24 protein-coding genes are annotated in these 24,929 nt (G+C 45.7%); 10 read left to right on the top strand and 14 right to left on the bottom strand.

Annotated elements, in window-relative coordinates:
- Positions 1 to 2: 2 nt before the first annotated feature.
- On the top strand, positions 3 to 677 hold the full coding sequence (locus tag TW81_RS06930) for a M15 family metallopeptidase (protein ID WP_045954986.1): 675 nt from the start codon (positions 3 to 5) through the stop codon (positions 675 to 677).
- Between the two features lie 8 nt (positions 678 to 685).
- Positions 686 to 865: a DUF2897 family protein gene (locus TW81_RS06925; protein WP_045954985.1), complete on the top strand. Its 180-nt coding sequence runs from the start codon at positions 686 to 688 to the stop codon at positions 863 to 865.
- Positions 866 to 899: 34 nt separating this feature from the next.
- On the opposite strand, the gene TW81_RS06920 is transcribed toward TW81_RS06925, so the two are convergent.
- Both TW81_RS06920 and syd read right to left on the bottom strand, forming a co-directional pair.
- Positions 900 to 1,676 (bottom strand): Zn-ribbon-containing protein, encoded by a 777-nt coding sequence (locus TW81_RS06920; protein WP_045954984.1) that lies wholly within the window; start codon positions 1,674 to 1,676, stop codon positions 900 to 902.
- 2 nt (positions 1,677 to 1,678) lie between these two features.
- Entirely contained in the window at positions 1,679 to 2,224 is a 546-nt protein-coding gene (gene syd, locus TW81_RS06915) for a SecY-interacting protein (RefSeq protein ID WP_045954983.1), read from the bottom strand.
- A gap of 82 nt (positions 2,225 to 2,306) precedes the next feature.
- On the opposite strand from syd, the gene queF reads away from it, so the two are divergent.
- The 5 genes from queF to xni all read left to right on the top strand — a co-directional run bounded on the left by queF (position 2,307) and on the right by xni (position 9,511).
- The gene (gene queF, locus TW81_RS06910; RefSeq protein ID WP_045954982.1) at positions 2,307 to 3,152 is read left to right on the top strand and encodes an NADPH-dependent 7-cyano-7-deazaguanine reductase QueF; all 846 of its coding nucleotides are present in this window, start codon (positions 2,307 to 2,309) and stop codon (positions 3,150 to 3,152) included.
- A gap of 13 nt (positions 3,153 to 3,165) precedes the next feature.
- A complete protein-coding gene (locus TW81_RS06905) occupies positions 3,166 to 5,436 on the top strand; it encodes a tetratricopeptide repeat protein (RefSeq protein ID WP_045954981.1) in 2,271 nt (756 codons plus the stop codon).
- 99 nt (positions 5,437 to 5,535) lie between these two features.
- Positions 5,536 to 7,101, top strand: a complete 1,566-nt coding sequence (locus tag TW81_RS06900) for a GGDEF domain-containing protein (RefSeq protein ID WP_045954980.1) — start codon at positions 5,536 to 5,538, stop codon at positions 7,099 to 7,101.
- 199 nt (positions 7,102 to 7,300) lie between these two features.
- Complete coding sequence (gene ppnN, locus TW81_RS06895; RefSeq protein ID WP_045954979.1) at positions 7,301 to 8,665, top strand: nucleotide 5'-monophosphate nucleosidase PpnN; 1,365 nt, start codon at positions 7,301 to 7,303, stop codon at positions 8,663 to 8,665.
- Between the two features lie 63 nt (positions 8,666 to 8,728).
- Positions 8,729 to 9,511 carry a flap endonuclease Xni gene (xni, locus tag TW81_RS06890; protein ID WP_045954978.1) on the top strand — a complete coding sequence of 261 codons (783 nt, stop codon included), beginning with the start codon at positions 8,729 to 8,731 and terminating at the stop codon, positions 9,509 to 9,511.
- 53 nt (positions 9,512 to 9,564) lie between these two features.
- On the opposite strand, the gene rlmM is transcribed toward xni, so the two are convergent.
- The 12 genes from rlmM to pomA form a co-directional block, all read right to left on the bottom strand.
- The gene (rlmM, locus tag TW81_RS06885) at positions 9,565 to 10,656 is read right to left on the bottom strand and encodes a 23S rRNA (cytidine(2498)-2'-O)-methyltransferase RlmM (RefSeq protein WP_045954977.1); all 1,092 of its coding nucleotides are present in this window, start codon (positions 10,654 to 10,656) and stop codon (positions 9,565 to 9,567) included.
- Positions 10,653 to 11,051, bottom strand: a complete 399-nt coding sequence (locus tag TW81_RS06880) for a DUF423 domain-containing protein (protein ID WP_045954976.1) — start codon at positions 11,049 to 11,051, stop codon at positions 10,653 to 10,655. The genes rlmM and TW81_RS06880 overlap by 4 nt, the downstream gene beginning before the upstream one ends.
- Complete coding sequence (locus tag TW81_RS06875; protein WP_045954975.1) at positions 11,041 to 11,667, bottom strand: alpha/beta fold hydrolase; 627 nt, start codon at positions 11,665 to 11,667, stop codon at positions 11,041 to 11,043. The genes TW81_RS06880 and TW81_RS06875 overlap by 11 nt, the downstream gene beginning before the upstream one ends.
- Positions 11,660 to 12,568, bottom strand: coding sequence for a transcriptional regulator GcvA (locus tag TW81_RS06870; protein ID WP_045954974.1), 909 nt, complete (start codon positions 12,566 to 12,568; stop codon positions 11,660 to 11,662). The genes TW81_RS06875 and TW81_RS06870 overlap by 8 nt, the downstream gene beginning before the upstream one ends.
- Positions 12,569 to 12,977: 409 nt before the next feature.
- Entirely contained in the window at positions 12,978 to 13,850 is an 873-nt protein-coding gene (gene cyoE / locus TW81_RS06865; RefSeq protein WP_045954973.1) for a heme o synthase, read from the bottom strand.
- 2 nt (positions 13,851 to 13,852) lie between these two features.
- On the bottom strand, positions 13,853 to 14,164 hold the full coding sequence (gene cyoD, locus TW81_RS06860; RefSeq protein WP_045954972.1) for a cytochrome o ubiquinol oxidase subunit IV: 312 nt from the start codon (positions 14,162 to 14,164) through the stop codon (positions 13,853 to 13,855).
- On the bottom strand, positions 14,164 to 14,766 hold the full coding sequence (cyoC, locus tag TW81_RS06855) for a cytochrome o ubiquinol oxidase subunit III (protein ID WP_045954971.1): 603 nt from the start codon (positions 14,764 to 14,766) through the stop codon (positions 14,164 to 14,166). Before cyoC ends, cyoD begins: the two co-directional genes overlap by 1 nt.
- Positions 14,756 to 16,792: a cytochrome o ubiquinol oxidase subunit I gene (gene cyoB / locus TW81_RS06850; RefSeq protein ID WP_045954970.1), complete on the bottom strand. Its 2,037-nt coding sequence runs from the start codon at positions 16,790 to 16,792 to the stop codon at positions 14,756 to 14,758. Before cyoB ends, cyoC begins: the two co-directional genes overlap by 11 nt.
- Before the next feature lie 4 nt (positions 16,793 to 16,796).
- Entirely contained in the window at positions 16,797 to 17,678 is an 882-nt protein-coding gene (gene cyoA, locus TW81_RS06845) for a ubiquinol oxidase subunit II (protein ID WP_084715828.1), read from the bottom strand.
- Positions 17,679 to 18,257: 579 nt separating this feature from the next.
- Positions 18,258 to 19,706 (bottom strand): tRNA uracil 4-sulfurtransferase ThiI, encoded by a 1,449-nt coding sequence (gene thiI, locus TW81_RS06840; RefSeq protein WP_045954968.1) that lies wholly within the window; start codon positions 19,704 to 19,706, stop codon positions 18,258 to 18,260.
- 153 nt (positions 19,707 to 19,859) lie between these two features.
- Positions 19,860 to 20,801 carry a flagellar motor protein MotB gene (locus TW81_RS06835; protein WP_045954967.1) on the bottom strand — a complete coding sequence of 314 codons (942 nt, stop codon included), beginning with the start codon at positions 20,799 to 20,801 and terminating at the stop codon, positions 19,860 to 19,862.
- Between the two features lie 10 nt (positions 20,802 to 20,811).
- Positions 20,812 to 21,576 (bottom strand): flagellar motor protein PomA, encoded by a 765-nt coding sequence (gene pomA, locus TW81_RS06830; protein WP_045954966.1) that lies wholly within the window; start codon positions 21,574 to 21,576, stop codon positions 20,812 to 20,814.
- A 261-nt stretch (positions 21,577 to 21,837) separates the two neighbouring features.
- On the opposite strand from pomA, the gene xseB reads away from it, so the two are divergent.
- Genes xseB through dxs form a run of 3 tightly spaced genes read left to right on the top strand, consistent with a single transcriptional unit; the run spans position 21,838 to position 24,874 of the window.
- On the top strand, positions 21,838 to 22,083 hold the full coding sequence (gene xseB, locus TW81_RS06825) for an exodeoxyribonuclease VII small subunit (protein ID WP_045954965.1): 246 nt from the start codon (positions 21,838 to 21,840) through the stop codon (positions 22,081 to 22,083).
- 19 nt (positions 22,084 to 22,102) lie between these two features.
- On the top strand, positions 22,103 to 22,987 hold the full coding sequence (gene ispA, locus TW81_RS06820) for a (2E,6E)-farnesyl diphosphate synthase (RefSeq protein ID WP_045954964.1): 885 nt from the start codon (positions 22,103 to 22,105) through the stop codon (positions 22,985 to 22,987).
- Between the two features lie 21 nt (positions 22,988 to 23,008).
- Entirely contained in the window at positions 23,009 to 24,874 is a 1,866-nt protein-coding gene (gene dxs / locus TW81_RS06815) for a 1-deoxy-D-xylulose-5-phosphate synthase (RefSeq protein WP_045954963.1), read from the top strand.
- Positions 24,875 to 24,929 lie beyond the last annotated feature (55 nt).

Genomic DNA, 24,929 nt, shown 5'->3' with positions numbered 1-24,929 from the left:
TCATGACACCGCTGCAACTAACAGGTCAAGAGACCAGCCATCTGACGCAAACGCTGGTCGGGCAAAAAAACTTCTTGGTTCACCCATGTGTGGGCCAAGATTTACTCGACCTAAAAGAGTCTGCCGCTCAGGCAGGGTTCAATCTCAACATTGCCAGTGGCTTTCGCGATTTTGACCGTCAAGCGACGATCTGGAACAACAAGATGTCAGGTAAGACAGACATTTTGGACAATGAAAGTCAGGTGTTAGACGCAAACTTACTCTCAGAATCAGACAAAATAATGGCTATTCTGAGATGGTCAGCGCTACCCGGCGCCAGTCGGCATCATTGGGGAACCGACTTTGATATTTTTGACCGAGATAGTCTCCCCGTAGGTGAAACGCTTCGCTTGGAACCTTGGGAGTACCTAACCGGTCATCAAAAGGCGTTTTACCAGTGGCTGAAAGACCATTTAGCCGAGCATGGCTTCTTTTTCCCTTATGCTAACGATCTTGGTGGAGTCGCGTTCGAACCTTGGCATATTAGTCACCGCCAGACCGCAGAAAGATGCTTACAAAAGCTTGATATTTCCACGCTAGCAGAGCAACTTACTGCTGCTCCCATTTTAGGAAAGCAAACCGTGTTAGCGCAGCTAGAAACGATCTACAATCAGTTTATCAGCAATATATCTAGATAGGGACAGTGATGGAATTTCTTACCAATCCTTGGGTTATCATTTTCATTGTACTGAGTGTCATCATAGGTAACATCGCAGCTCTGAAGTACACGGCGAAAATGAAATTTGGCCAAATGGGTAACAAGCCCAAAGCCGACAGGGAAGAGGGTGAAGACGCTAAAGCAACTAAAGACAAAGACCCGCAATAACGCTGGTCTTTGTTGTTTCTGTCCGTCGATTAGGTTATTTAAGGTGATCCCAAGAGATATTTGACACTAACCGACACTCATCGCATTTGAAATGGAAGATGTCATGCAATGGCTCGTCCAGAAGCCACTCTCCTCCGCAATTAGGGCATTGGCGCGCTTTCTCGTCGGCGAGACTTTTCCCACCGACACGATATTGATAGTAGTAGGTGGGTATTTTGCTAATGTATTCAATCCTGCCCCTTAAGTCCCAACCACGCTTGAATAACACACTGTCGACGTCGCAAATTTCGTGCAGTGCCGCGTGTTCGGCTCGACATCCGCCTGCCATCTGAATTTCATCACACGCTTGCCACTCTGTTTGCCATTTAATGACCGCTTTATGATCGCCGTTTAACGTCGGCTCGTTGCGATACAGGGGAATCGGCAATAAGGTTTCACCACTTCGAAGTGGCGAACAGGTGTGAACATAGGTGGTGTACAAAACCTGCCAGCTTGGCTCCTCCGTCTCCGCCGCTTGCTCAGAATTTAAATCACGACCAAGCAAACGCATCTTCGGAGCCAGCAGGCTTGCATCAGATAAGCGATTTAAGCACACCTTTACAAAGTCAGAATGATAGTTGGGGTGTAAACTGTCTTGATCTGGACACACCACGCGGACAAAAAACTCACCGTCGCCCATAACAATGGGAAACTCACGCCCCAAAACTTGACCGTTGTAGCGCAGCGCATCCATCAAGCCATTTATCGCCTTATCGACCGCGCTGATTGTCGTGTTATCAAAACATTCAAATTGGAGTTCAACTACGTACATGATTACACCGCAGGTTCTAGGTTGGTGAGAAACTCACTGATATCTTGTGCCAAAACGTCACGTTTGTCGGTACCTAAACGTTCCAAAATAACGTTACCCGATAGGTTGCAAATGGAAATGACATCCAGTTCCGCATCAGTGGCGGCAATAAATACCGTTGGTTTGAGCTTTAATCGGCGTTGGGTCACCAAGTGACCGAGAATATTTTCTTGTAGGCGCACAAAATCATCATCGTTCCATACCTGCAGTAGTGTGAGTTCATTACCTTGCCATGTCGCATTCATGTCGGCACTGTATTGAGAACCATAGAACGTTTTGATGTCTTGGTGGAGTGTCAGCTCGATACCATTTTCAACATTGGTAAAATCTGCGCTTTGTTCACGCGGGTACACTTGCCACTCCACTGCGTCTTCACTTTGGCTTTCAATGCAAGGTGAAATTAAGCCAACCAGCTCTTCACTTCTTGGTAGATGACCGTGAGCATCAAGATAAGCCTGACGGTATTTTTCACTGAATGAGAGCAAAGCTTGCAGGGCATGGTCGACCATTCGATTCTCCAACATGAATATTCGCTTTTGAGTGCGGGATTGCGTAAAATTCTCGACATTCTAATAGAAAACGAACAAAAATATGAGCAAATATTCCGATGCCAAAGAGCTGGCTGGCCTAACTCTTGGTCAAAAGACAGAGTACGCGACGCAATATGATTCAAGCTTGCTACAACCTGTCCCTCGTAGCCTAAACCGAGATGACTTAAATCTCGGCGACACACTGCCATTTGAAGGCTGTGATATCTGGACCTTGTACGAACTCTCGTGGTTAAACGAAAAAGGCTTACCTCAGGTTGCTATTGGCGAAGTATCGATTCCGGCCACCAGCGCCAATCTCATTGAGTCAAAGTCATTCAAGCTCTACCTCAACAGCTTCAATCAAACGCGTTTTTCATCCTGGGATGAGGTTGAGCAAACCTTAGTCAAAGATCTGTCTCAATGCGCAGGTGAAACGGTTGCTGTTACTGTTCGCTCTGTGGTTGATTACACCGACTCGCTAATTGTGACTATGGACGGTGAATGTATTGACGATCAAGATATTGCAATCTCAAGCTACGATTTTGATCGCACCTTAATCCAAGGGGCGGCAAATGGGGAGATTATTGAAGAAAGCTTACACAGCCATTTGCTAAAGTCGAACTGCTTGATTACCAATCAGCCAGATTGGGGCAGCGTTGAGATCCAATACAAAGGCAACAAAATCGATCGTGAAGCCTTACTGCGCTATATCGTGTCGTTCCGCGAACATAACGAGTTCCACGAACAATGTGTCGAGCGTATCTTTACTGACATTATGGAGTTTTGTCAGCCTGAGTCATTGACCGTGTACGCGCGTTACACTCGACGCGGGGGGTTAGATATCAACCCTTACCGTTCTAATGTAAATAGCCAACCTAGCCATAACCAACGTATGGCGCGTCAATAGGAAATCGACTCGAATGGTAAAATTACGCTGGGGGCGCATTTTGGGCGCGTTGTTACTCCTTTTGTGTCCGCCACTATGGGCCAATACCTTGTATTCTTCGCCTGTGCTCAGTGAAGCAAATAGTTTGGTCAATATTGTACCTCAGCAGGCCAAGCAGCTTGCTACAGACTATTTGGCCCAGCGTACTTTGACCGATAAAAGCGAAAAAAGCCCTTCGGCCATTTCTCGCGATGAAGCCGATACCCGTACTCGAACGCCAGGCGGGACCATAGATGCATTACGCATTCTTGCCCGAGCAGAGTTCAACTTGGGTAATAAACTCGAAGCTCTGCACTTAATTAAAGACGCAAAAGCTATCGCTAAGACCTATTATCTTCCGTATCTGTTGGTTGATCTTAAGCTCATTGAGGTCAGTTTTCGTTGGCAACTCGATGGTAAAGTAGAAGCCGCGCAACAAAAATCACAAGAGATTGAACAAGAGTTCAGCCAGATTGATAACCCACAGCAGCTTTCTCGTGGGCTAAAGTATCGCCTAACAATGCTTAAAGCTGAGATTGCTTCGGCAGCAGGCAACATCGAACTGACCGAGCAACTCTATCTTGACGCCAAACCGTACGTAGATGAGTCAAAGTCGATTCACACCTTGATCGAGTACCACGCAACGTTCGGTCGCCATCTACTAACCAATAAAAATTACAACCGCGCGCTGTCAGAACTGCTTGTCAGCTACTGGACAGCGATTGAAACCGACTCTGCGAGCCAACTGGCTGAAGTGAACCGTCTGCTAGGTCAGCTTTTCTATGAGCGAAAAGTACTCGATAAAGCCAACGACCACTTTTCACAAGCAGCCGATTTTTATGACAACTACGAGAAGTCACCTGTCTTAGCTCAATTACTAAAACGTATGGGCGATGTTTATTTCTATCAAGGAAAATACAATCTTGCCCTCGTTCACTACTTCAATGCGATGGATCACGAGCGAATTCAAAACAATATCGAAAGCGTGATTGATATACGAATCTCACTTGCCGCGACTTACCTCAAGCTTGTCAATTACACCTTGGCAGAACAATATCTAGAGCGCGCACAAGAGCTACTGCAATACGCAGATATTCCAAGATTAAAAGCTTATGCCTTGTTGTTAGATGCTGGTCTGGCGCGTCATCAAGATCAACCGCAAAAGGTGCTTTCAAGTGCCACTGCTGCGCTGACTATAGCGACCCAACTGCAAGACATCAGTTTGCAAAAATCAGCCTACCAGATGCTTTATTTAGGGCACGAGCTCAATCGTGATTACCCACAGGCTCTTAACTATCTTAAGCAGTACAATTCTCTGGCAACCATAGAGCAGAGAGAGCTCGACTCAATCAGCGAAGATGCGTTCCGCCAGCAAAAAGAATTTGTCGAACAGACCTTGCATTTAACAGGTCAACAAAAGCAGTTAGAAGATACACAAATTGAGTATCGTAAGTTCCAGAAGATCACCTTCACGCTATTCGTTCTGTGCGCGATTCTATTTATTTTCATCATGCGCCGTGGGCATGTAATCAATGTACAGAAAGTTGAGTTAGATGAGCTTAACGACGACCTTTATACCCATTCTCGCTCAGGGCTAAAAAACCTGCGCATGCTCAACGCTAAACTTCCGGCCTCACTGGAAGCCAGCAGTCATAAATTTGAGAAATGGCACGTCGGTGAACTGATCCATGAACCACTGAATGATCGACTACGTTTCGTCATGATTGATGTACCATTTTTGCGCAATATGTACCTACAGCATGGTTATCAAGAAGGTTTGAAGTTGGAGCGCGCCTTTGGTAACTATCTAAAAGAGCGTGTAGAAAGCCCTGCGCGTATCTATCACTTTTCTGATGCAAACTTGCTTTATATCGAACCCAATAGCGATCGCAATGCTGATCCAGAAGCCCTGTTTGAAAAAATACAGCAATGGATTCTAGAGTTTGAAGCTGAGCGCCTACTCAACCGCATCATTCGTATTGGTATGGCAGATTACCCTTTCCTACCTAGGGCCTATACCGCAGTTAATGACAAAGAACTAATTGATGTACTGCTGATGGCGACGAGTACCGCACGCACATTAAGTATGAAAGAACATTCGAGTCAGTGGGTCTACCTGCGCGCAATAGAAAACGCGCCTGCCGCAAGTCTTGCCACAGGCAATATCCGTAAAGCGTGCAAACATTCCATCAACCAAGGGCTAATTAAAGTCCACTCTTCTTTCAAGAATGAGGACGGTATCAAAAAACTGCTAAAAGATGAATAAAAGCTCATCAATCAAACGTAGTAACTCGTGACGCCTGTGATTTATTTGATATTATCGACAGATTACTAAATATAAGTTAAACCTTTTTAAAGTTTATTCATGGGCGTTATCGAACAAGATCTTCAGTCTCAGCTGCACAACCTGAAATCTCAATTGGAACAAGTTCGATTGACACAACGGGATACCTCGTTCAAATTTAATAGAGAACAAAAGGTACTTCAGCGTGTGATCGCTTCGTTAAGTGGTGCCTATAAATGTGAAAACCCGCGTCTACAAGCGGGACTTACACAACTGATACAAGCTATAGAACAGCAGCAAGACGTCAGCTCTTTAATACCTAAACTCGCGGTATTAGAACGTCTGCTAAAACAACAAGGCTTGGCTATGGAACAACAAACTGAACATTTGGACTCCCAAATAAAGCACAGTGGAGAAACTCTGCTGCGCTTGACTGGGCTGCCAGCAAAGATCAAGCGTGATCTACGTGATCTACTCAGTTATTCCAATGGCCTCAAACATCCAAGAGCCGAACAGGCACTGAGACTGCTTAGTCTTTACGAACGCTCTGTCAAAATCATTACCACCAACCCTGACTACAGCGTTAACCAGATTGCGGCCAGCTCTGACCGCGAGTTACTGCTGCGCCTGTCAGAAGAACTGCAACACCTTATTACCGAACTCGATTTCGAAGGTGAATCAGGCGAATTACTCACCGATATTCGAGCGAAACTGCTGATTGGAGTAAATAGCCACGTCCTGTTAGAACTCACACTACAAACGCTAAAGTTAGTCATCGAAGGGACGCATTTTGAGCGTAAAACCTCAGAGCAATTTCTTGAGCAAGTCAACGCGTCGCTATCGTCTTCATTAAAAAGCTCAGCGCAAAACGCGCAGCAATCACAAAGCTATTTTGCCCATCGCCAAGAGATGAACAGTGAGCTCGACGGTCTGCTAGCTGATACCCAAAACAAAATTTCCGACGCGACCTCACTTGATTCACTCAAAGAACAAGTCGATCCACTGATGATTCAGCTTAATTCATTGTCTGAGCGCTTGAAGCACGCCGAAGAAAGGGAAAAAGCGCTACTTGATCGCATGGAATATGGCAAGAATCAGCTTGAAGCGCTATTCGAAGTGACGCAAGACTACCGACGTCGTTTAGAAGACCAAGCGCAAAGAATGCTGCTTGATCCACTAACCAAGGTTTACAACCGTGCCGCATTTGGCGATCGACTTGAACTTGAATATCGCCGCTGGATACGAGCCCAGCACACCCTTCGCGTAGTGATTTTAGATATCGATGGATTTAAAACGATCAATGATAGCTTTGGTTATGCGGCGGGAGACAAAGCGCTGAAAATTATTGCTCGTACCATTAAGAAAGAAATTCGCGACACCGATACCGTCGCTCGCTTCTCTGGTGAAGAGTTTATCCTGTTGTTACCAGAGCTATCGGATAGCAATGCTTTCAACGTCATTCAATCGATTCAAAATCAGGTTTCCAAATTACCATTTAAGTTCCGCGATCGTCACTTAAGCATTACCCTATCGGCAGCCAGTACCGCGTTTAAAGACTCCGATACGCCAGAAGAAGTGTTAGAGCGACTGAACCTTTGCCTCAATGAAGCGAAGACACTTGGCAAAAGCCAGCTCGTGTGGCGTTAATCCCCTCTCAAACTCTCCCCAATGTTCCAGTTCTGTGATTGATCTATAGATATCAATTAGTTAGGTTTATTATCTAGCAAAAGCTGCTAAGCTTAATAAACCGTTACTGGCTTATTACCGATAGTAAGCTGCAAATACGGACAATAACAATAATGATATTTCACTCTATTTTGAGTGCTGTTTCGTCAAGGAGGTCACAATGATCACTCACATTAGTCCAGCAGGTAGTATGGATTTGCTCTCTCAACTTGAAGTTGAGCGCCTTCAAAAAACCGCTGTTGGTGATCTTTATCAGCTTTACCGCAACTGTACGCTTGCGGTTCTTAACTCAGGTAGCCACACCGACAACTCTAAAGAACTGTTGGATAAATACCAATCTTTTGATGTCAACGTCGTGCGCCGAGAGCGAGGTATAAAGCTTGAACTTACCAACCCGCCAGATCATGCCTTTGTCGATGGAGAAATCATTAAGGGCATTCAGGAACACTTGTTTTCGGTGCTACGAGATATTGTATACGTCAATATGCATCTCGCGGACAACCAGCGTCTAAATTTAAATAACGCCAGCCACATCACTAACTTAGTTTTCGGTATTCTGCGTAATGCAGGAGCCTTAACTCCAGGTATCGAACCGAATCTTGTTGTCTGCTGGGGCGGTCATTCAATCAATCCAGTTGAATATCAATACACTCGCGAAGTCGGCAACGAGCTCGGCTTGCGTGAACTCAATATCTGTACCGGTTGCGGTCCCGGAGCTATGGAAGGCCCAATGAAAGGGGCAGCGATTGGCCATGCCAAACAGCGTTACTATGATCAACGCTATTTAGGTTTAACCGAGCCGTCAATTATCGCGGCTGAGCCACCAAACCCTATCGTTAACGAACTGGTGATCATGCCAGATATCGAGAAACGTCTTGAAGCCTTTGTTCGCATGGCGCACGGAATCGTTATTTTCCCGGGCGGACCAGGTACCGCTGAAGAGCTGTTGTATATTCTCGGCATCATGATGCATCCTGATAATGCCGACCAACCACTGCAAATCGTTTTAACCGGCCCGAAAGAGAGTGAAGAGTACTTCCGCTCAATCGACCGCTTCATTGGTGAAACACTCGGTAACGCTGCGCAAAAACACTACCAAATTGTGGTGGATGATCCGGCAAAAGTCGCGCAGATCATGAAACAAAGCATGACTGATGTGCGTCAGTATCGCAAAGAAACCGGTGACGCCTACAGTTTCAACTGGTCACTCAAAATTGAGTCAGACTTCCAATTGCCGTTTGAGCCGACCCACGAAAATATGGCCAGTCTCGATTTACATTTAGATCAGCCAGCCGAAAATCTCGCAGCGGCATTGCGCCGAGCTTTCTCTGGTATTGTTGCAGGTAACGTCAAAGCTGAGGGTATTCATGAGATAGAAAGCCATGGTCCATTTATTCTTGATGGTGACGCAAGCCTTATGAAAAAAATGGATTTGTTGCTTAAAGACTTTGTTAAGCAAGATCGCATGAAACTGCCTGGTGGTAACGCTTATGAACCTTGTTACCAAATTAAGACTGACAGCTAGTTGCTGGTAATCTCAATTTCAATCTATACAATAAGGGCTTCAAGCCCTTATTTTTTGATTTATATGTCTATTCATCTTGTTATCATCGATGCTCTTAATCTGATTCGGCGTGTGCATTCGGCGCAACCTGACCCAAGCGATATAGCAAGAACGATAACCACGACGACCCGAACCCTCAATCGCATCATCTCAGAATCACAACCTACACATATTATTGCAGTGTTTGATCATCACCTGCAGGAGCGAGGTTGGCGCGCTGATATATTGCCCGAATACAAACAAAATCGTAAACCTATGCCAGAACCTCTGATGCAAGGGCTGGAGTCCATTCAGGATGCATGGTGGAAGCTGGGAATTGATTCTCTGCTTTCCGACGGTGATGAAGCCGATGATTTAGTCGCCACCTTAGCGACCAAAGTAGCAGGGCATGGAGAGAAAGTGACGATCATTTCAACTGACAAAGGTTACTGTCAGCTACTCTCTCCCACTTTGCAAATTCGAGATTATTTTCAACATCGCTGGCTAGACGCCCCGTTTATTGACGCAGAGTTTGGCGTGAAGCCAGAGCAGTTAGGCGACTATTGGGGCTTAACCGGGATCAGCTCAAGTCAAGTTCCGGGTGTACCTGGTATTGGCCCAAAAGCAGCCAAAGAGATACTGACTCAGTTTAGCGACATTGAACAAGCCTTTGCCAGTGATGCCTTGCCAGCAAAATATCGTAAAAAGTTGGATGAGCACATTAACGCAGCGCGAAAGTGCAAATCTATTGCATCCCTAAAGAGTGATATTGAACTCGGGTTTAACCTGCAGGATTTACGGTATAACGGCCCCAACGAAGCTGAATAATATTCCTTGCGGCAATGAAAAAAGGCTCTGAATTCAGAGCCTTTTTCTTCACATTAGTGCGGTGAGATGTTCGATAGACACTGAACATGAACCGTAATCTCTTCGCGGTCGTGATACAAATGTTTCGCCTGCAGCTTGAACTTAACATCATGCTCTTTAAGGAAGACTTTCAGGTTTTCAATATCTTCCAGCACTTCGTCGTAACGGCCTTTCATTGGTAATTTTAGGTTAAATATTGCTTCTTTTGCCCAGCCACTAATGATCCACTCACCCATCAATTGAGCAACGCGGGAAGGTTTTTCAATCATGTCACACACTAACCAAGTCACGTTCTTGCGCGCTGGCTCAAATTTGAAACCATCTTCTTGGTGGTGTTTAACCTGACCAGTTTCCATTAAGCTATCTGCCATCATACCGTTGTCGACAGAATGAACGAACATCGAACGTTTAACCAGTTGGTACGTCCAACCACCGGGACATGCGCCCAAGTCTACACCCCACATCCCCGGTGCAAGTCGCTCATCCCACTCTTCACGAGGAATAAATACGTGAAACGCTTCTTCTAGCTTGAGTGTCGAACGGCTTGGTGCATCGGCAGGAAACTTGAGACGCGGGATACCCATAAAGAACTGGGAGTTATTATTTGGCAGTGAGTAGCCAATAAAGCAGTGAGTCGGGCCGACAAAGCAGATATGCAGAACGGGCTTTTTCGGATTGTCTTTGCCCAGCAGAATCCCTTTCCCACGCAGTGCTTGGCGCATAGGTACAGTAAACTTACGGCAAAACTTAAGCAGTTCTTTCGCCTCATTGGTGTCGGGCGTTTCGATACGAATGTCACCACAACGCGGCATACTATCGACAAAGCTTAAATCATGGAGAATCGGTGAAATGCGATCTTCGCGTGGCAATTCTTGTATTTCAGCCGCAACGGCGAAGATTTGGCGAGCAAAAATCAAGGATTTAAAATCGAGCTCTTTAACAAGTTTTTGTGCATCCCCGTCTTGGTAACACTCAAACAGCACATAACCTGTGTTCTTTTTAAGGCGTGGGAAACCAAATACTTCTAGCTGAGTTGCACGATCCTGAATTTCACCGGCACACTCTTTTTCAAAGCCGCTGCGGCAGTAGAGCATTAACTGTTTCACTGATTCACCTCTTTAACCTGTAGTGCTGCGTAAACGAACAATCCCCAACCTAGCATAAATGTTAAACCGCCAAATGGTGTGATAGGACCAAACCATTTGATTCCTGTTAGTGCTAAGGCGTAAAGACTGCCGCTAAAACAAAAGATGCCGATGATAAAGCAAACTGCCGCGAGGGAGAAATATTTTTGTGACTTAAGTGGCAATTTTAACTGCAGTAAAACGCCACAAAGCAAAATAGCGATGCCGTGAATAAACTGGTATTGAACTCCAGTAGCAAAAACCTCAATCAAATACGGCGACAAAATCTTCTTTAAGCCATGAGCCGCAAAGGCCCCTAAAGCGACGCCAACACCACAAGCCGCACCACCAATAGTTAGCCATTGTTTACTGATCATCAGACACCCCTAGAATAAATTTGGCAAGATGTTCGACCGCGTAGGCAATGTTGCCTGATTCAGTGTGTCCTGAACGTTTACGTGGTTTGAAGCTATGATCACCATCAGCAATAAACTTGACCTCAACGGCAGGTGATAGCTCAAAATGCTCAAACTCTTCTTTATTGCCAAAGGTATCGCGCTCACCTTGCAAAATAAGACATGGTTTCGCTAACTCAGCCAGATGTGCGCCTTTAAAGTTTTCGGGTTTGCCTGGTGGATGAAACGGAAAACCTAAACACGCCACTGCGGCAACGTTGTCTTCATTGGCCAGCAAGCTCGCCATACGTCCCCCCATCGACTTACCACCGATAACTACTCGACCAGACGGGCTTATCTCTTCGATAACCGATTGATACGCTTCCAACAGTTTTGGCGCTCTGTCTGGTGGGCGCTTCTTGCCATCTTGAGCGCGTTTGACCATATAGGGAAAGTTAAAACGTACAACTTGAATGCCCTTAGTCGCCAAACCTTTAGCCACAGCCTCCATAAAGCTATGGTCCATGCCAGCCCCTGCGCCGTGAGCAAAAATAAACAAAGGATTATGTTGTTCACCATCAATCAAATAATCAGTCATCCAATAATTCCTCTTGTTCACTTTGCGCTTTCGCTAACATCCAATCGCGGAACGTGGCGATACGTCCCATATCGGCTTGCTTGTCGTGACAAACAACGTAAAAAGCATTTTTAGATAACAACACTTCGTCAAACGGTGCGATCAAACGCCCGGCTTCTAACTCCGGCTGAGCCAGTACATTGTTACCCAAAGCGACTCCCTGACCATGAGCGGCAGCCTGAAGTACCATAGTCGAGTGACTAAATATCGGGCCGTGGTTAACATTCACGCCTTCAATGCCATTTTGTTTGGCAAACTGTTTCCAATCTTTACGTGAGGTGTCATGGAGAAGCGTATGCTTGCTTAAATCACTTAGAGTTTCTAATGGTTTACTGCCCAGCAGCAATGAAGGCGAACAGAGAGGGATCAAAAATTCTTGATAGAGTTTATCGGCCCGTAAACCAGGCCAGTTTCCTCGCCCATAGTAGATAGCCACATCGACATCGTCCGTCAGCGAACCTTCATCCATATCCACTGCCTTGATACGCACGTCTATGTCCGGCTCTTGCTGATTAAAGTCAGCTAAGCGAGGGACGAGCCACTGGATAGCGAAGCTTGGCGGTAAACTGATAGTCAAGGCACCTTTTTCACTGCGCTCAAGCACTTTATCAGTCGCTTCTGCCAGTGAAGTGAAAATGTCTTTTATATCAAGAAAATAACTCTGACCTTCTTCGGTCAGGAGTAGAGAACGATTTCGGCGTCGAAACAGTTTTAAGCCAAGGAATTCTTCTAGCGCTTTGATCTGATGACTGACGGCAGCCTGAGTCACAAACAACTCTTCCGCTGCGCGGGTAAAGCTCAAATGTCGGGCTGCTGCTTCAAACACTTTTAATGAGTTCAAAGGAGGCAATCGTCTAGACATAGTAACCTACTCTAAATTGGATTAGTTTTTTTTATCTGAAACATTATAAAATGTCGATTGTCTGACGACCAGAGAAATTCTATATTTCACCCCGCAATAAGAAGTCAGAACGGCTTGATTTTCCTTTAAATCAATTGACCACTTATTGCGATGTTGTGTTTGCAAACTCGTATTTCGAGTTCGGTAGGTTTCTACCAGTTTGGTTTCGATGAGAAACGAAACATCTACTTCCTGTATTTATTTTGACCTGTCTGTCAAATTTTTTAGCACCGCCTATATGGCGGTGTTTTTTTATGTCTTGGATATAGAAAATACAAAAACGTCACTCCTTACTCGCTGGCTAACAATTCCTGTTCACAGCAAAGAGTGACGTTTATTGAACCGAATCAACGGTCTGTTTTAGTTGTGATTAGATAATCGCGGGCAGTAGTTCAAAACCAAGAACGCCACTTATCCCCATCACCACCAGCAATGAGACTTTAAACACCGATTTTGACCATACTAGGTAATTGCTGTCATCTATCGTACGGAAAGTCACTTTGGTCCACATAAAGCAGACTAAAGCAGCCACTGCAAGATATTCAAAACCCGCCTCACCAAGTAAAAATAAACTCAATGAAACTAGGCTAAATGCGACCACATAAGCTTTCATATGTCGGTGAGCTTTATGAATGCCCTCTTTAACAGGTAGAACTGGAATCCCGGCATCTCGATAATCTTGCATACGGAACATAGCAATCGCGTACGAGTGCGGCATTTGCCATAAGCAGAACATGGTAAACAGCAAAATGGCCTCGAGACTAATAAAATTAGTCACTGCCAGATAGCCCACCAGTGGTGGTACAGCACCAGAAATACTCCCAACCAGCGTTCCATAGACCGAGTTACGCTTGTACCACATGGTGTAGAAGAACACGTAGTAAACATAACCAAGCAGTACCACGACCGCCGAAAGTGGATTGGCTAATTGGAACAGCATTGCCGTTCCCACCAATAACATCACCAAGGCGTAAACAAAGGCAATATCAATATTGATGTTGCCTTTGGCCAGTTCTCGATTTTGCGTACGTGCCATCTTTTGGTCTATATCGCGGTCAAAAATATTGTTCACCACACAACCTGAAGCAATCACCAACCCCACACCTGCCAATGTTGTCAAAAACAACAACAGGCTCGCAGGCTCAGATTTTGCGGCGAGGAAAAAACCCGCCGCGACCGATATCAAGTTGCCGAAAATAATGCCCGGTTTAGTGATAGACAAATAACTTTTCAGCGTCGCCATGACTAAAGTCTCATGTTGACGTTCATGTTATAGATAATCCAGATCGAACCCGCGATCAAAATCAGCACAACTATGGCAGTAAACATCAGTGAGACTAAGTTCCAACGTCCGTCTGACGTTTTTGCTTCCATATGAAGGAAATACTTAAAGTGCACAAAAATCTGTACTAAAGCACAGGTAAACATCACCACATAGGTTGCGTTTGCTGGCAGTACCTTCGTCCAAACGAAATAGAAAGGAATCACAGTTAAGATCAGCGACGCGACGAAGCCTTTTACGTAATCCGCTGCGCTGCTTTCAACATGTTGGCCCATTACATAACCCCCATTAAGTACACAATGGTAAAGACACAAATCCAAACAATATCGAGAAAGTGCCAGAACAGGCTCAAGCAGTTAAAACGCATCGCCATATTGTCGTTCAGACCTTTAGTAGAAAGCTGATGATAAGCCACCGCTAACCAAATCAGACCAAAAGTCACATGTAGGCCGTGCGTTCCAACCAGCGTAAAGAATGCTGATAGGAATGCACTGGTTTGCGGGCCATAGCCTTCTTCAATCAGGTGATGGAACTCGTAAACTTCCATGCAGATAAAGCCAAGACCAAGCGCAAACGTCACTAGCATCCAACGTTTGAGACCCGCTACATCGTTACGTTTCATCGCGATAATGCCAAAACCGAATGTGATACTACTGAAAAGCAGCAGCATGGTTTCAACAAACACAAACGGCAGTTCGAAGATCTCTTTACCTGTAGGACCTGCTATCGAGTTACTCGATAACACAGCGTATGTCGCGAACAAAGTCGCAAACAATACACAGTCACTCATCAGGTAAACCCAGAAACCAAACAGCTTGTTGCCATTCGTGTCATGGTGGTGATCATGGTCATGATGAGCAGCGACATTAGTTTGCATAGGTCACCTCCAGATCATCGCTATTTTGGTTATCTTTCACAGTTCCTTTCTTCGCTTCTTTCAACTCAGCTTGGCGCGCAGCCTCTATCGCTTTGATCTCTTCCACTTCGACGTAATAATCCACATCTTCGTTGTAGCTGTGTTGAATGCAGGTGACAACGATACCCACTAAGCTTGCAGCGGCGAGCCACCAGATGTACCAGATCATCGCAAAGCCAAAAACAAGAGCCCAAGCCGACACATACATACCTGTTGGCGTGTTCTTCGGCATATGGATTCGTTCGTAATCGACAGCTTTCATAGGATCGAACTCACCACTTTGCTTCTGGTACCAAAATGCGTCCAGTACATCGCCTTTTGGCAGATGAGCAAAGTTGTAGAACGGCGGAGGTGAAGACGTTGCCCATTCCAAAGTGCGGCCTCCCCACGGGTCACCCGTTAGATCGCGATTTTGTTCACGGTCACGGATACTCACATAGATTTGGATAAATTGAGACAAGATGCCCAAAGCAATCACTACCGTTCCCGCAGCTGCGACGGATAGCAGAGGGAAAAACTCGGGGTTGATGTCTTGACTTAAACGACGGGTCATGCCCATAAAGCCCAGCGCGTAAAGCGGTAGGAACGCCATCAAGAAACCAATAATCCACAGGTAAAAAGCGCGTTTGCCCCAAGTTTCATCCATGGTGAAACCGGTCGCTTTAGGGAACCAGTAAGTCAGAGCAGCAAAACAGCCGAACACGACACCACCGATAATCACGTTGTGAAAATGGGCAATTAGAAATACTGAGTTGTGCAGAACAAAGTCTGCTCCCGGCACCGCCATCAATACGCCTGTCATACCACCAACAGTGAAGGTAATTAAGAAACCCACCGTCCATAACATTGGCGTAGTAAAGCGAATACGGCCTTTGTACATGGTGAACAGCCAGTTGAAGATCTTCACCCCAGTCGGGATTGAAATGATCATTGTCGCTATACCAAAGAAAGCATTGACGTTTGCGCCCGAGCCCATAGTAAAGAAGTGGTGTAACCAAACAACGAAAGCCAAGATAGTGATAGCAATCGTAGCCCAAACTAGCGAGGTATAACCAAACAGCTTTTTACGTGAGAACGTCGCTGTTACCTCTGAGAACACACCAAAAACAGGAAGCACTAAGATGTAAACTTCAGGGTGACCCCAAGCCCAAATCAAGTTGACGTACATCATTACGTTGCCGCCAAGATCATTGGTAAAGAAATGCATACCCAAGTAACGATCTAACGTAAGCAACGCGATAGTCACAGTCAAAATTGGGAACGAGATAATGATCAGGATGTTGGCACACAGTGACGCCCAAGTGAATACTGGCATCTTCATCAATGGCATTGACGGTGTGCGCATACGTAAAATCGTTGCAAAGAAGTTCACACCTGTCAGCGTGGTACCTACACCGGAGATTTGCAGCGCCCATATCCAGTAATCGACCCCGACTCCTGGGCTTGCCTCAATGCCTGACAGAGGTGGATAGGCCAACCATCCAGTACGGCCAAACTCACCCAAGCCTAAAGACATGTTGGTCAAAATTACGCCGACCACAAACAACCAAAAGCTCAAGTTATTCAAATATGGGAAAGCCACATCACGAGCACCGATTTGCAGAGGTACTATGATATTCATTAGGCCAATCACAAGTGGCATCGCGACGAAAAAAATCATGATCACGCCATGCGCGGTAAAGATTTGATCGTAGTGATGCGGCGGCAAATAGCCCGCTTCGCCCGCAGAAGAAAGCAATTGTTGGCTACGCATCATTACAGCGTCAGCAAAACCACGCACAAGCATCAACATAGCGACGGCAATGTACATGAAGCCAAGTTTTTTGTGATCTACCGAAGTAAACCATTCATTCCATAGATATTGCCATTTTCCTGCTTTGGTCACGGCAGTCACTACGGCTAATCCCACTAGAGCTACGATAGCAAGCGTAATGATGATAATCGGCTCATGGTATGGAATTGAATCCAGAGTTAATCTTCCAAACATTTGATTATCCTTGATTGTCAGACAAACAATTCATGGAACCCGGATGCTGGGTCACGATGTTGCTGAACAGAAACGGAGGAATACTTGAGAATAAAGTGACCGGTGCAGCAACGCTTGGCTCAGCCAACGAGCTGTATTGCTCCCAGTCTTCAATTCGGTCAGGACTCGCTTTTACTTTTTGCACCCAATTAAGGAATGCAGCGCGATCTGGCATAGCCGATGCGGTGAACTTCATCTGCGAAAAACCCTCGCCACTGTAGTTCGATGCTATCCCCTTGTAGTCCCCTTCGTGGTTAGCGATCAAATTTAATTTAGTCACCATCCCAGGCATCGCGTAGATCTGAGAACCTAAGCGCGGGATAAAGAACGCGTTCATGATGTTGTCGGAGGTGATCTTAAAGGTCACAGGTACGTCTTTTGGAAACGCAACATAGTTCACAGTCGCTATATTGTGTTCTGGATAGATGAATAACCATTTCCAATCAAGCGAGACCACTTCAATCGTCATCGGTTTTACGTCACTCACTATGGCTTTGGATGGCTCTAGCTCGTGAGTAGAACGCCAAGTGATGGTGGCAAGAATGGCAATAATGATGATTGGAATTGTCCATACCACCACTTCGATTTTGGTCGAATGCGACCATTCTGGAGCGTACTCGACGTCGGTGTTACTTGCTCGGTATCGGTAAGCAAAATAAATTGTCATTAGAATCACAGGGATCACAACGATTAGCATCAGCAACAGAGCTGTAATGATCAGCTCTTTTTCTTGGATACCAATAATACCTTTCGGGTCAAGTAGCGCAGAATTACATCCTGAGAGCATAAGTATGACGGACGCCAAACTCCCCCTAGACAAGATGCGTTTATATCTTGAGGCTTCCATTAACTTTCTCGATGGTTGTCTGGTTGCAATGAAGATACATAGAACCAGTTGTTATAGTCATTAGAATGTTTATGTGTTGAGCATGAGTAACGTTGGTATCAGAGAGAAATAAACACGATTGAGATGAGGATTAAACCACACTCTTAGTGTGAGTTTATTGTTACGCTTTGAAATACATTGTTACATCCGGCGCATTATGAGCAGTTCAAAGCAAAACCTCATCACTCGAACTTGAAAACTAACCTTCCAATAATGAAAGCAATCGACATCAAGCAGTGTTAGGAAACGCAAACACAAGCCACGTGCTACATGATAACTAGTTGGTAATACAGGAATAATGATAGATATAAATCAAAGTGAAAAATGTAGTGTTTCGGAAAAGACAAACAAATGTAATAATTATCACCAACCAAAATCGTGATATAGATCACAAAATCAAGAGCCCTTAATTTTTGAATGGTGTATATTCTCAGCAAAATGTGCAGATCGCGAATTTCGTTAAATTTAGCGTGCAATAGACAAAAAAAGCGCAAATCGAACAACGATTTGCGCTTGCTATCTTACCAGTGAGGGTTACGACTAAGGGCGGTAAACTTTAACATTGCTGAAGCCCTGCTCTTGTAGGTAAAGTGCCTGAAGACGGCTCATTACACCACGGTCACAATAAAGTAGGTAAGACTTAGACTGGTCTAAATCGCCAAACTGAGTACCGAGCTTGAAGAATGGGATATGCTTAACTTCAACACCGTCGATCTCTAACGGATTATCGTCTTCTTCTTCAGGGCTACGAATATCAAGTACGACAGCGTGCTCTTCAACTGCCTGAACTTGTTCTACCTCTGGCGCGGCTTGTGCCGTCTCTTTGGCGATATCACGAATATCCATGATACGCGCATCGCGAACCACCTGCTCTAGAATAGAGAAGTCGAACTTGTCTTCTTCCGCTTCGAGTTTAGCTTTAACAGCTTTTACCGTTGGTTTCTTCGAGATTACACCGCAGTACTCTGGCATGGTTTTAGCGAAGTCTTCAGTACCGATATCACGCGCTAGGTTAATAATATCTTCTTTGTCCCAGTTAATCAGCGGGCGCAGAATCAAAGTATCCGTCACGTTATCGATATGACGTAAGTTGGTCAACGTTTGGCTTGATACCTGCCCCAACGCTTCACCTGTTACTAATGCTTCAATCTTAAACTTCTCTGCCACCATGCCTGCAGCGCGCATAAACATACGCTTCAAGATAACGCCCATCTGGCCATCATCGACTTTCTCAAGAATCTCAGCCACAACAGGTTCAAAGTCTACCGAAATAAAGCGTACTTTGGCGGACGAACCATACTTGTTCCATAGGTAATACGACACTTGCTTAACACCAATTTCGTGTGCAGGACCGCCAAGATTAAAGAAACAGTAATGAACTTTTGAGCCACGCTTGATGTGCAAGTAGCTAGAGACCCCTGAGTCGAAACCACCAGAGATCAAACTTAGCACATCTTCTTGCGTACCAAGAGGGAAGCCACCAAGACCTTTGTAACGTCGAATCACTTGGTTGAGCTTCTCGTTGGCCACTTCCACTTTAACCGTAACATCTGGATTGCGCAGTTTCACACTGGCCGTTTCGATCGCCTGATTAAGACCGCCACCCACGTAGCGCTCCAGTTCAATCGAAGTGAAATCATGCTTACCACGACGCTTAGCACGTACCACAAAGGTCTTACCTTCCAGATGTGGGCGGTTAAGCTCTAATACCTGCTCGAAGATATCGTGGAGATCTTTAAATTCAGATTGCTGCACTTCAAGGACGTGGTGAATCCCAGGAGTGTGAGTTAAGACCTCAATGGTCTCTTTGTAGAATTGATCCGTTTCCGCCGTCACTTCGATATGGTCACGACGGTTGAAAACAGCCACAGACTCTGTACGACTCTTGATAATGTTGCGGATGTTGCACTCAAGAATCTTTGTGAAGCGCTTACGCACAGACTCACTTTTTACAAAAATTTCTGGATGGGGCTTGACGATAAATTTCATAATTCACTTCACAAGTTAACTGTTACGCTATTTTCATGCTCTAGAGAGCGTAGCAGGTCTGTTTAACAAACAGCTGCCTCTAAGGGCGCAAGATTATACATGAAGCACTGAACATAAAAAAGACGAGCATTTCGGCTCGTCTTTATATTCAATTTATTGTACTGCTGGTACTTCGTCGCTGAGTAGCGCTTCGCCCTGCATGATACTGATTTCCACCCGACGGTTTCTCGAACGTTGAGCTTCAGTATCATTTGGCCCTAACGGGTCGGTATCTGCCATGCCTCGAACACGCAGTCTTTGATGATCAAACCCACGTACTTTTTCCATCTCTTGTGCGACTGAAACAGCACGCTGCGCCGACAGATCCCAGTTGGAACGATAAAGTTCTGAATCTAAACGTTGATTATCGGTGTGACCGGAAACTCGAACCATACCCGGAATATCTTTCACCAAATCAGCGATTTGACGCACCAAAGGACGAAACTTAGGTTGTAAGAACGCGGAACCTTCAGGAAATGCGCCTTTCTCTCGAATACGAATATCGATTTGTTGACCAAGGTTTTCGACTTCAATCGCCCCTTGTTCAATCTCTCGTTCGAGCGCTTTTTTGATGCTCTCCATCAAAGTTTCAAGCTCTTGAGACATTTCAGCCGCTTGCTGCTGTTGATTCTCTGACTCAGAGTTTTGATTATTCTGCGTTGCAGTATCTGGAGACTGGCCGCCCGTGAGAGCGCCTTGGTCACGTTGTGTCCCACCAGCGCGATCAGATTCACCTTCATGAAACTCTAACGTCTGCTGAGTGATATCTATGGTCTGCTGCATAATGACATCAATCGGCGTGGGCTCTGGTCGACCAGGTCTAAACTCTTGGGCAATAATACTGGTCCCTTTAGGGATGTCTTTCACTTCAAGTCGGTTTTGCACCCCGAAGGCAAACTTCATTGAACCGGCGATTTGCTTGAACTTAAGTACGTCCATCTCTGAAAACGACAACAGCAGTACGAAGAAACACATCAATAGTGACATCAAGTCTGCGAAGGTCCCCATCCATAATGGAAGACCGGGGGGCGGACATTTGGCTTTTTCTTCTTCCATATCCGCGACCTTACTCGTTGTCTACATCTAACGCACGTTTACCTTCATTGAGGTAATTCTTCAGATAACTATCGATAACACGTGGATTTTGACCATCTTGAATGGCTAGCACACCATCCATGATTAAGCGTCGATTGAGCTTCTCTTGTTCACGACGTAGGGAAAGCTTATCCGCAATCGGGAAGAACAACATGTTTGATAACACCGCGCCATAAAGCGTGGTTAACAAAGCAACCGCCATCGCAGGACCGATTGCCTTTGGATCGTCCATGTTCGAAAGCATAGCAACGAGACCAACTAATGTACCGATCATCCCCATCGCAGGCGCAACGTCACCAAACGCCCGAAATACGCTAGAACCAAAATCATGACGTTCGTCGGTTAAGGCGATATCTTTTTGCAATGCAGCGCGCACTACGTCCGCATCATGACCATCCACCAGCAGGTCAATGCCTTTCTGCATAAAGCTATTGGTGATTTCCATCTCTTCTAAAGCCAGAAAACCACCTTTGCGCGCAGCATCAGCCATTTCCACCACTTTTGCGATCAGATCTTCGGGCTCATCTGTCTTAAACATGAAAGCTTTACCCGCGATTTTCGCTGCACCAAAGAATTGCCCCATCGTGAACTTCATCAGCACGACGAACGTAGAGCCACCCACCACGATCAAAATCGACGTAACGTCGATGAACATCATGATGCTTCCGCCCAGAACCATTGCCATGATAACGAAAGCAAAACCGCCAATCAGTCCTAACAGCGTCGCTAAATCCACAGAGCACTCCTCATGCTATCTATAAGCTTCTAACAAATTATATCGGCAACATCTTAAGATCTTTAGTGTTTTATTGGTACTGTACTCACATAAATATAGATATTGCGTACTCAACATCTACTAGACTTTAGCCTCAAATCAAGTTTGTGGGTAAAATAGCGCCGTCAAAGCTCGATTTTTCTGACAATTTTACTCGGTTAAATTTGACCATCATTATCGGCTAAGGTAACTTTCGTCCATCTTTGTCAACGTAGAAAAGTTATGGCGAGCAAGAAACCTGAAAACATGACCTTCGAAGCGACCATTGAAGAACTCGATGCGATTGTTGAAAACCTCGAAAATGGTGATTTGGCACTGGAAGATGCGCTTAAAAAATTTGAGCGCGGTATTGCTCTTGCTCGTTCTGGGCAAATTAAGTTAAGTGACGCAGAGCAGCGTGTCAGTATTTTATTGCAGAATGATGACCAATCTCCGCTCACCGAATTTAACGACCAGCCTGAAGAATAGTTTATAGAAGATGTCTGTCATGCATGAGGCATTAACCTCACTCCAACAGCGCAATAATGCTCAGCTTGAACACTGGCTGCAAGCACTCCCGCACCAAAACCTGCCCCTCATCGAAGCGATGCGCTATGGGTTGTTACTGGGAGGGAAACGCGCGCGTCCGTTTCTTGTCTACATTACAGGTCAGATGCTGGGTTGCGAATTAGAAGATCTCGATACTCCGGCGTCTGCCGTTGAGTGTATTCATGCTTATTCGCTTATCCACGACGACCTACCCGCTATGGACGACGATGAACTGCGACGCGGCAAACCGACATGCCACATCAAATTTGATGAAGCGACTGCCATTTTGACCGGTGACGCTTTGCAAACCTTGGCCTTTACGATTTTAGCCGATGGACCATTAAACCCAGCGGCAGAAAATCATCGAATTAAAATGGTCAGAGTGCTCGCCGATGCGTCCGGTGCCAACGGCATGTGTATGGGGCAAGCGTTAGATCTCGCGGCTGAGAATAAGCAAGTATCACTTGAAGAGTTGGAAGATATTCACCGAAACAAGACCGGTGCTCTGATGAAATCTGCCATTCGCCTTGGCGCATTGTCGGCAGGCAACAAAGGCTTAGAAGTGATGCCGCAGTTGGATAAATTTGCCGATGCGGTTGGCCTTGCGTTTCAGGTTCAAGACGATATTTTGGATATCATCAGTGATACTGAAACCTTAGGCAAACCACAAGGTTCTGACCAAGAATTAAACAAAAGCACCTATCCAGCTCTGCTAGGTTTGGATGGCGCTATCAACAAAGCTCACACTCTGTTAAATGAAGCTCTTCAAGCATTAGCAGCAATCCCATACAATACAGAGTTACTCGAAGAGTTCGCCCGATATGTCATCGAGCGCAAGAACTAACACTATAAGCGCGCATTTTATATGACTCTTGATATTTCGAAATATCCAACACTGGCTTTAGCAGATACACCTGATGAGCTACGTAGCCTTCCTAAGGAAGTACTGCCACAACTGTGTGATGAACTACGCACCTATTTATTAAACTCGGTCAGTCAATCGAGTGGTCACTTAGCATCTGGACTTGGTACAGTAGAGCTTACTGTTGCTCTACACTACGTCTACAATACTCCGTTTGATCAACTGGTATGGGATGTTGGCCACCAAGCGTATCCACATAAAATCTTGACTGGTCGCCGCGACCAAATGCCAACCATTCGCCAAAAAGGCGGCCTTCACCCATTCCCGTGGCGTGAAGAAAGTGAATACGACACGCTGTCTGTAGGTCACTCGTCTACTTCAATCAGTGCTGCTCTCGGCATGGCGATCAGCGCAGGTAAAGAAGACAAAAACCGCAAGGTGGTGAGTGTTATCGGTGACGGTGCTATTACCGCGGGCATGGCGTTCGAAGCGATGAACCACGCTGGTGACGTTCACCCAGATATGTTGGTGATCCTTAATGACAATGAGATGTCGATTTCAGAGAACGTCGGCGCGCTGAATAACCACCTTGCTCAAGTACTATCAGGTAGCCTTTATACCTCCATTCGCGAAGGCGGTAAAAAAGTTCTCTCTGGTGTGCCACCAATCAAAGAATTAGTCCGTCGCACTGAAGAACACCTTAAAGGTATGGTAGTCCCTGGCACTTTGTTTGAAGAGCTTGGCTTTAACTATATCGGCCCCGTCGATGGTCACGACGTCAATGAGCTGGTCAAAACGTTAAAGAATATGCGTGAGCTGAAAGGCCCGCAGTTCTTGCATATCATGACCAAGAAGGGCAAAGGCTACGAGCCTGCCGAGAAAGATCCAATCGGCTATCACGGCGTACCTAAATTTGACCCTAGCCATACTTCATTACCGAAAAGCAGCGGTGGTAAACCAAGCTATTCGAAAATCTTTGGCGATTTCCTCTGTGATATGGCGGCGCAAGATCCTAAATTGATGGCAATAACACCTGCCATGCGCGAAGGCTCTGGCATGGTGCGCTTTTCAAAAGAGTATCCAAAACAATATTTTGATGTTGCTATCGCAGAACAACACGCCGTGACTCTCGCAACGGGTATGGCTATCGCGGGTCAACATCCGATCGTGGCGATTTACTCCACATTCTTGCAGCGTGGATATGACCAGTTGATCCACGATGTTGCGATCATGGATTTACCTGTGATGTTTGCCATTGACCGGGCAGGGTTGGTCGGTGCCGATGGTCAAACCCACCAAGGGGCATTTGACTTGAGCTTTATGCGCTGCATTCCGAACATGGTAATTATGGCGCCGAGCGATGAAAACGAATGCCGCCAGATGCTCTACACAGGTCATACGCATACAGGGCCTTCAGCGGTTCGCTACCCTCGCGGTACTGGTATGGGAACAGAGATAGAACAAGAGTTTACTGCACTTGAGATAGGCAAAGGGCGCGTTGTGCGTCAAGGGGAAAAGGTCGCTATTCTAAGTTTTGGTACCTTCCTAGCCAATGCACTAGAAGCGGCTGAATCACTCAATGCAACCGTCGCTGATATGCGCTTTGTCAAACCACTCGACGAAGCGTTGATAGCTCAACTGACAGCCGAGCATGATGTAATTGTGACTCTCGAAGAGAACGCCATCGCAGGCGGTGCGGGCGCAGGGGTGATTGAGTTTATGATGAAAGAGAAAATCCTGAAGCCTGTGCTCAATCTTGGCCTGCCTGATAAATTTATCGCCCAAGGCACGCAAGATGAACTTCACCAAGAGTTAGGGCTTGATGCATCAGGCATTGAACAGTCGATTAAAGACTACCTTGCTAAGTAACCATAAACTAATGCGTAAAAGCCCTGATTAATCAGGTAATGCCGATCAGTTAAGG

The sequence above is a fragment of the Vibrio galatheae genome (genome assembly GCF_000967545.1).
Classification (GTDB): Bacteria; Pseudomonadota; Gammaproteobacteria; order Enterobacterales; family Vibrionaceae; genus Vibrio; species Vibrio galatheae.
This window is presented reverse-complemented; position numbering and strand designations above follow the sequence as displayed.

Bases quoted from the DNA above. Each gene is read 5' to 3' on its own strand.
- TW81_RS06930 (WP_045954986.1), top strand. From the start codon at position 3: ATGACACCGCTGCAACTAACAGGTCAAGAGACCAGCCATCTGACGCAA.
- TW81_RS06925 (WP_045954985.1), top strand. From the start codon at position 686: ATGGAATTTCTTACCAATCCTTGGGTTATCATTTTCATTGTACTGAGT.
- TW81_RS06920 (WP_045954984.1), bottom strand. From the start codon at position 1,676: ATGTACGTAGTTGAACTCCAATTTGAATGTTTTGATAACACGACAATC.
- syd (WP_045954983.1), bottom strand. From the start codon at position 2,224: ATGGTCGACCATGCCCTGCAAGCTTTGCTCTCATTCAGTGAAAAATAC.
- queF (WP_045954982.1), top strand. From the start codon at position 2,307: ATGAGCAAATATTCCGATGCCAAAGAGCTGGCTGGCCTAACTCTTGGT.
- TW81_RS06905 (WP_045954981.1), top strand. From the start codon at position 3,166: ATGGTAAAATTACGCTGGGGGCGCATTTTGGGCGCGTTGTTACTCCTT.
- TW81_RS06900 (WP_045954980.1), top strand. From the start codon at position 5,536: ATGGGCGTTATCGAACAAGATCTTCAGTCTCAGCTGCACAACCTGAAA.
- ppnN (WP_045954979.1), top strand. From the start codon at position 7,301: ATGATCACTCACATTAGTCCAGCAGGTAGTATGGATTTGCTCTCTCAA.
- xni (WP_045954978.1), top strand. From the start codon at position 8,729: ATGTCTATTCATCTTGTTATCATCGATGCTCTTAATCTGATTCGGCGT.
- TW81_RS06880 (WP_045954976.1), bottom strand. From the start codon at position 11,051: ATGATCAGTAAACAATGGCTAACTATTGGTGGTGCGGCTTGTGGTGTT.
- TW81_RS06875 (WP_045954975.1), bottom strand. From the start codon at position 11,667: ATGACTGATTATTTGATTGATGGTGAACAACATAATCCTTTGTTTATT.
- TW81_RS06870 (WP_045954974.1), bottom strand. From the start codon at position 12,568: ATGTCTAGACGATTGCCTCCTTTGAACTCATTAAAAGTGTTTGAAGCA.
- cyoE (WP_045954973.1), bottom strand. From the start codon at position 13,850: ATGGCGACGCTGAAAAGTTATTTGTCTATCACTAAACCGGGCATTATT.
- cyoD (WP_045954972.1), bottom strand. From the start codon at position 14,164: ATGGGCCAACATGTTGAAAGCAGCGCAGCGGATTACGTAAAAGGCTTC.
- cyoC (WP_045954971.1), bottom strand. From the start codon at position 14,766: ATGCAAACTAATGTCGCTGCTCATCATGACCATGATCACCACCATGAC.
- cyoB (WP_045954970.1), bottom strand. From the start codon at position 16,792: ATGTTTGGAAGATTAACTCTGGATTCAATTCCATACCATGAGCCGATT.
- cyoA (WP_084715828.1), bottom strand. From the start codon at position 17,678: ATGGAAGCCTCAAGATATAAACGCATCTTGTCTAGGGGGAGTTTGGCG.
- thiI (WP_045954968.1), bottom strand. From the start codon at position 19,706: ATGAAATTTATCGTCAAGCCCCATCCAGAAATTTTTGTAAAAAGTGAG.
- TW81_RS06835 (WP_045954967.1), bottom strand. From the start codon at position 20,801: ATGGAAGAAGAAAAAGCCAAATGTCCGCCCCCCGGTCTTCCATTATGG.
- xseB (WP_045954965.1), top strand. From the start codon at position 21,838: ATGGCGAGCAAGAAACCTGAAAACATGACCTTCGAAGCGACCATTGAA.
- ispA (WP_045954964.1), top strand. From the start codon at position 22,103: ATGCATGAGGCATTAACCTCACTCCAACAGCGCAATAATGCTCAGCTT.
- dxs (WP_045954963.1), top strand. From the start codon at position 23,009: ATGACTCTTGATATTTCGAAATATCCAACACTGGCTTTAGCAGATACA.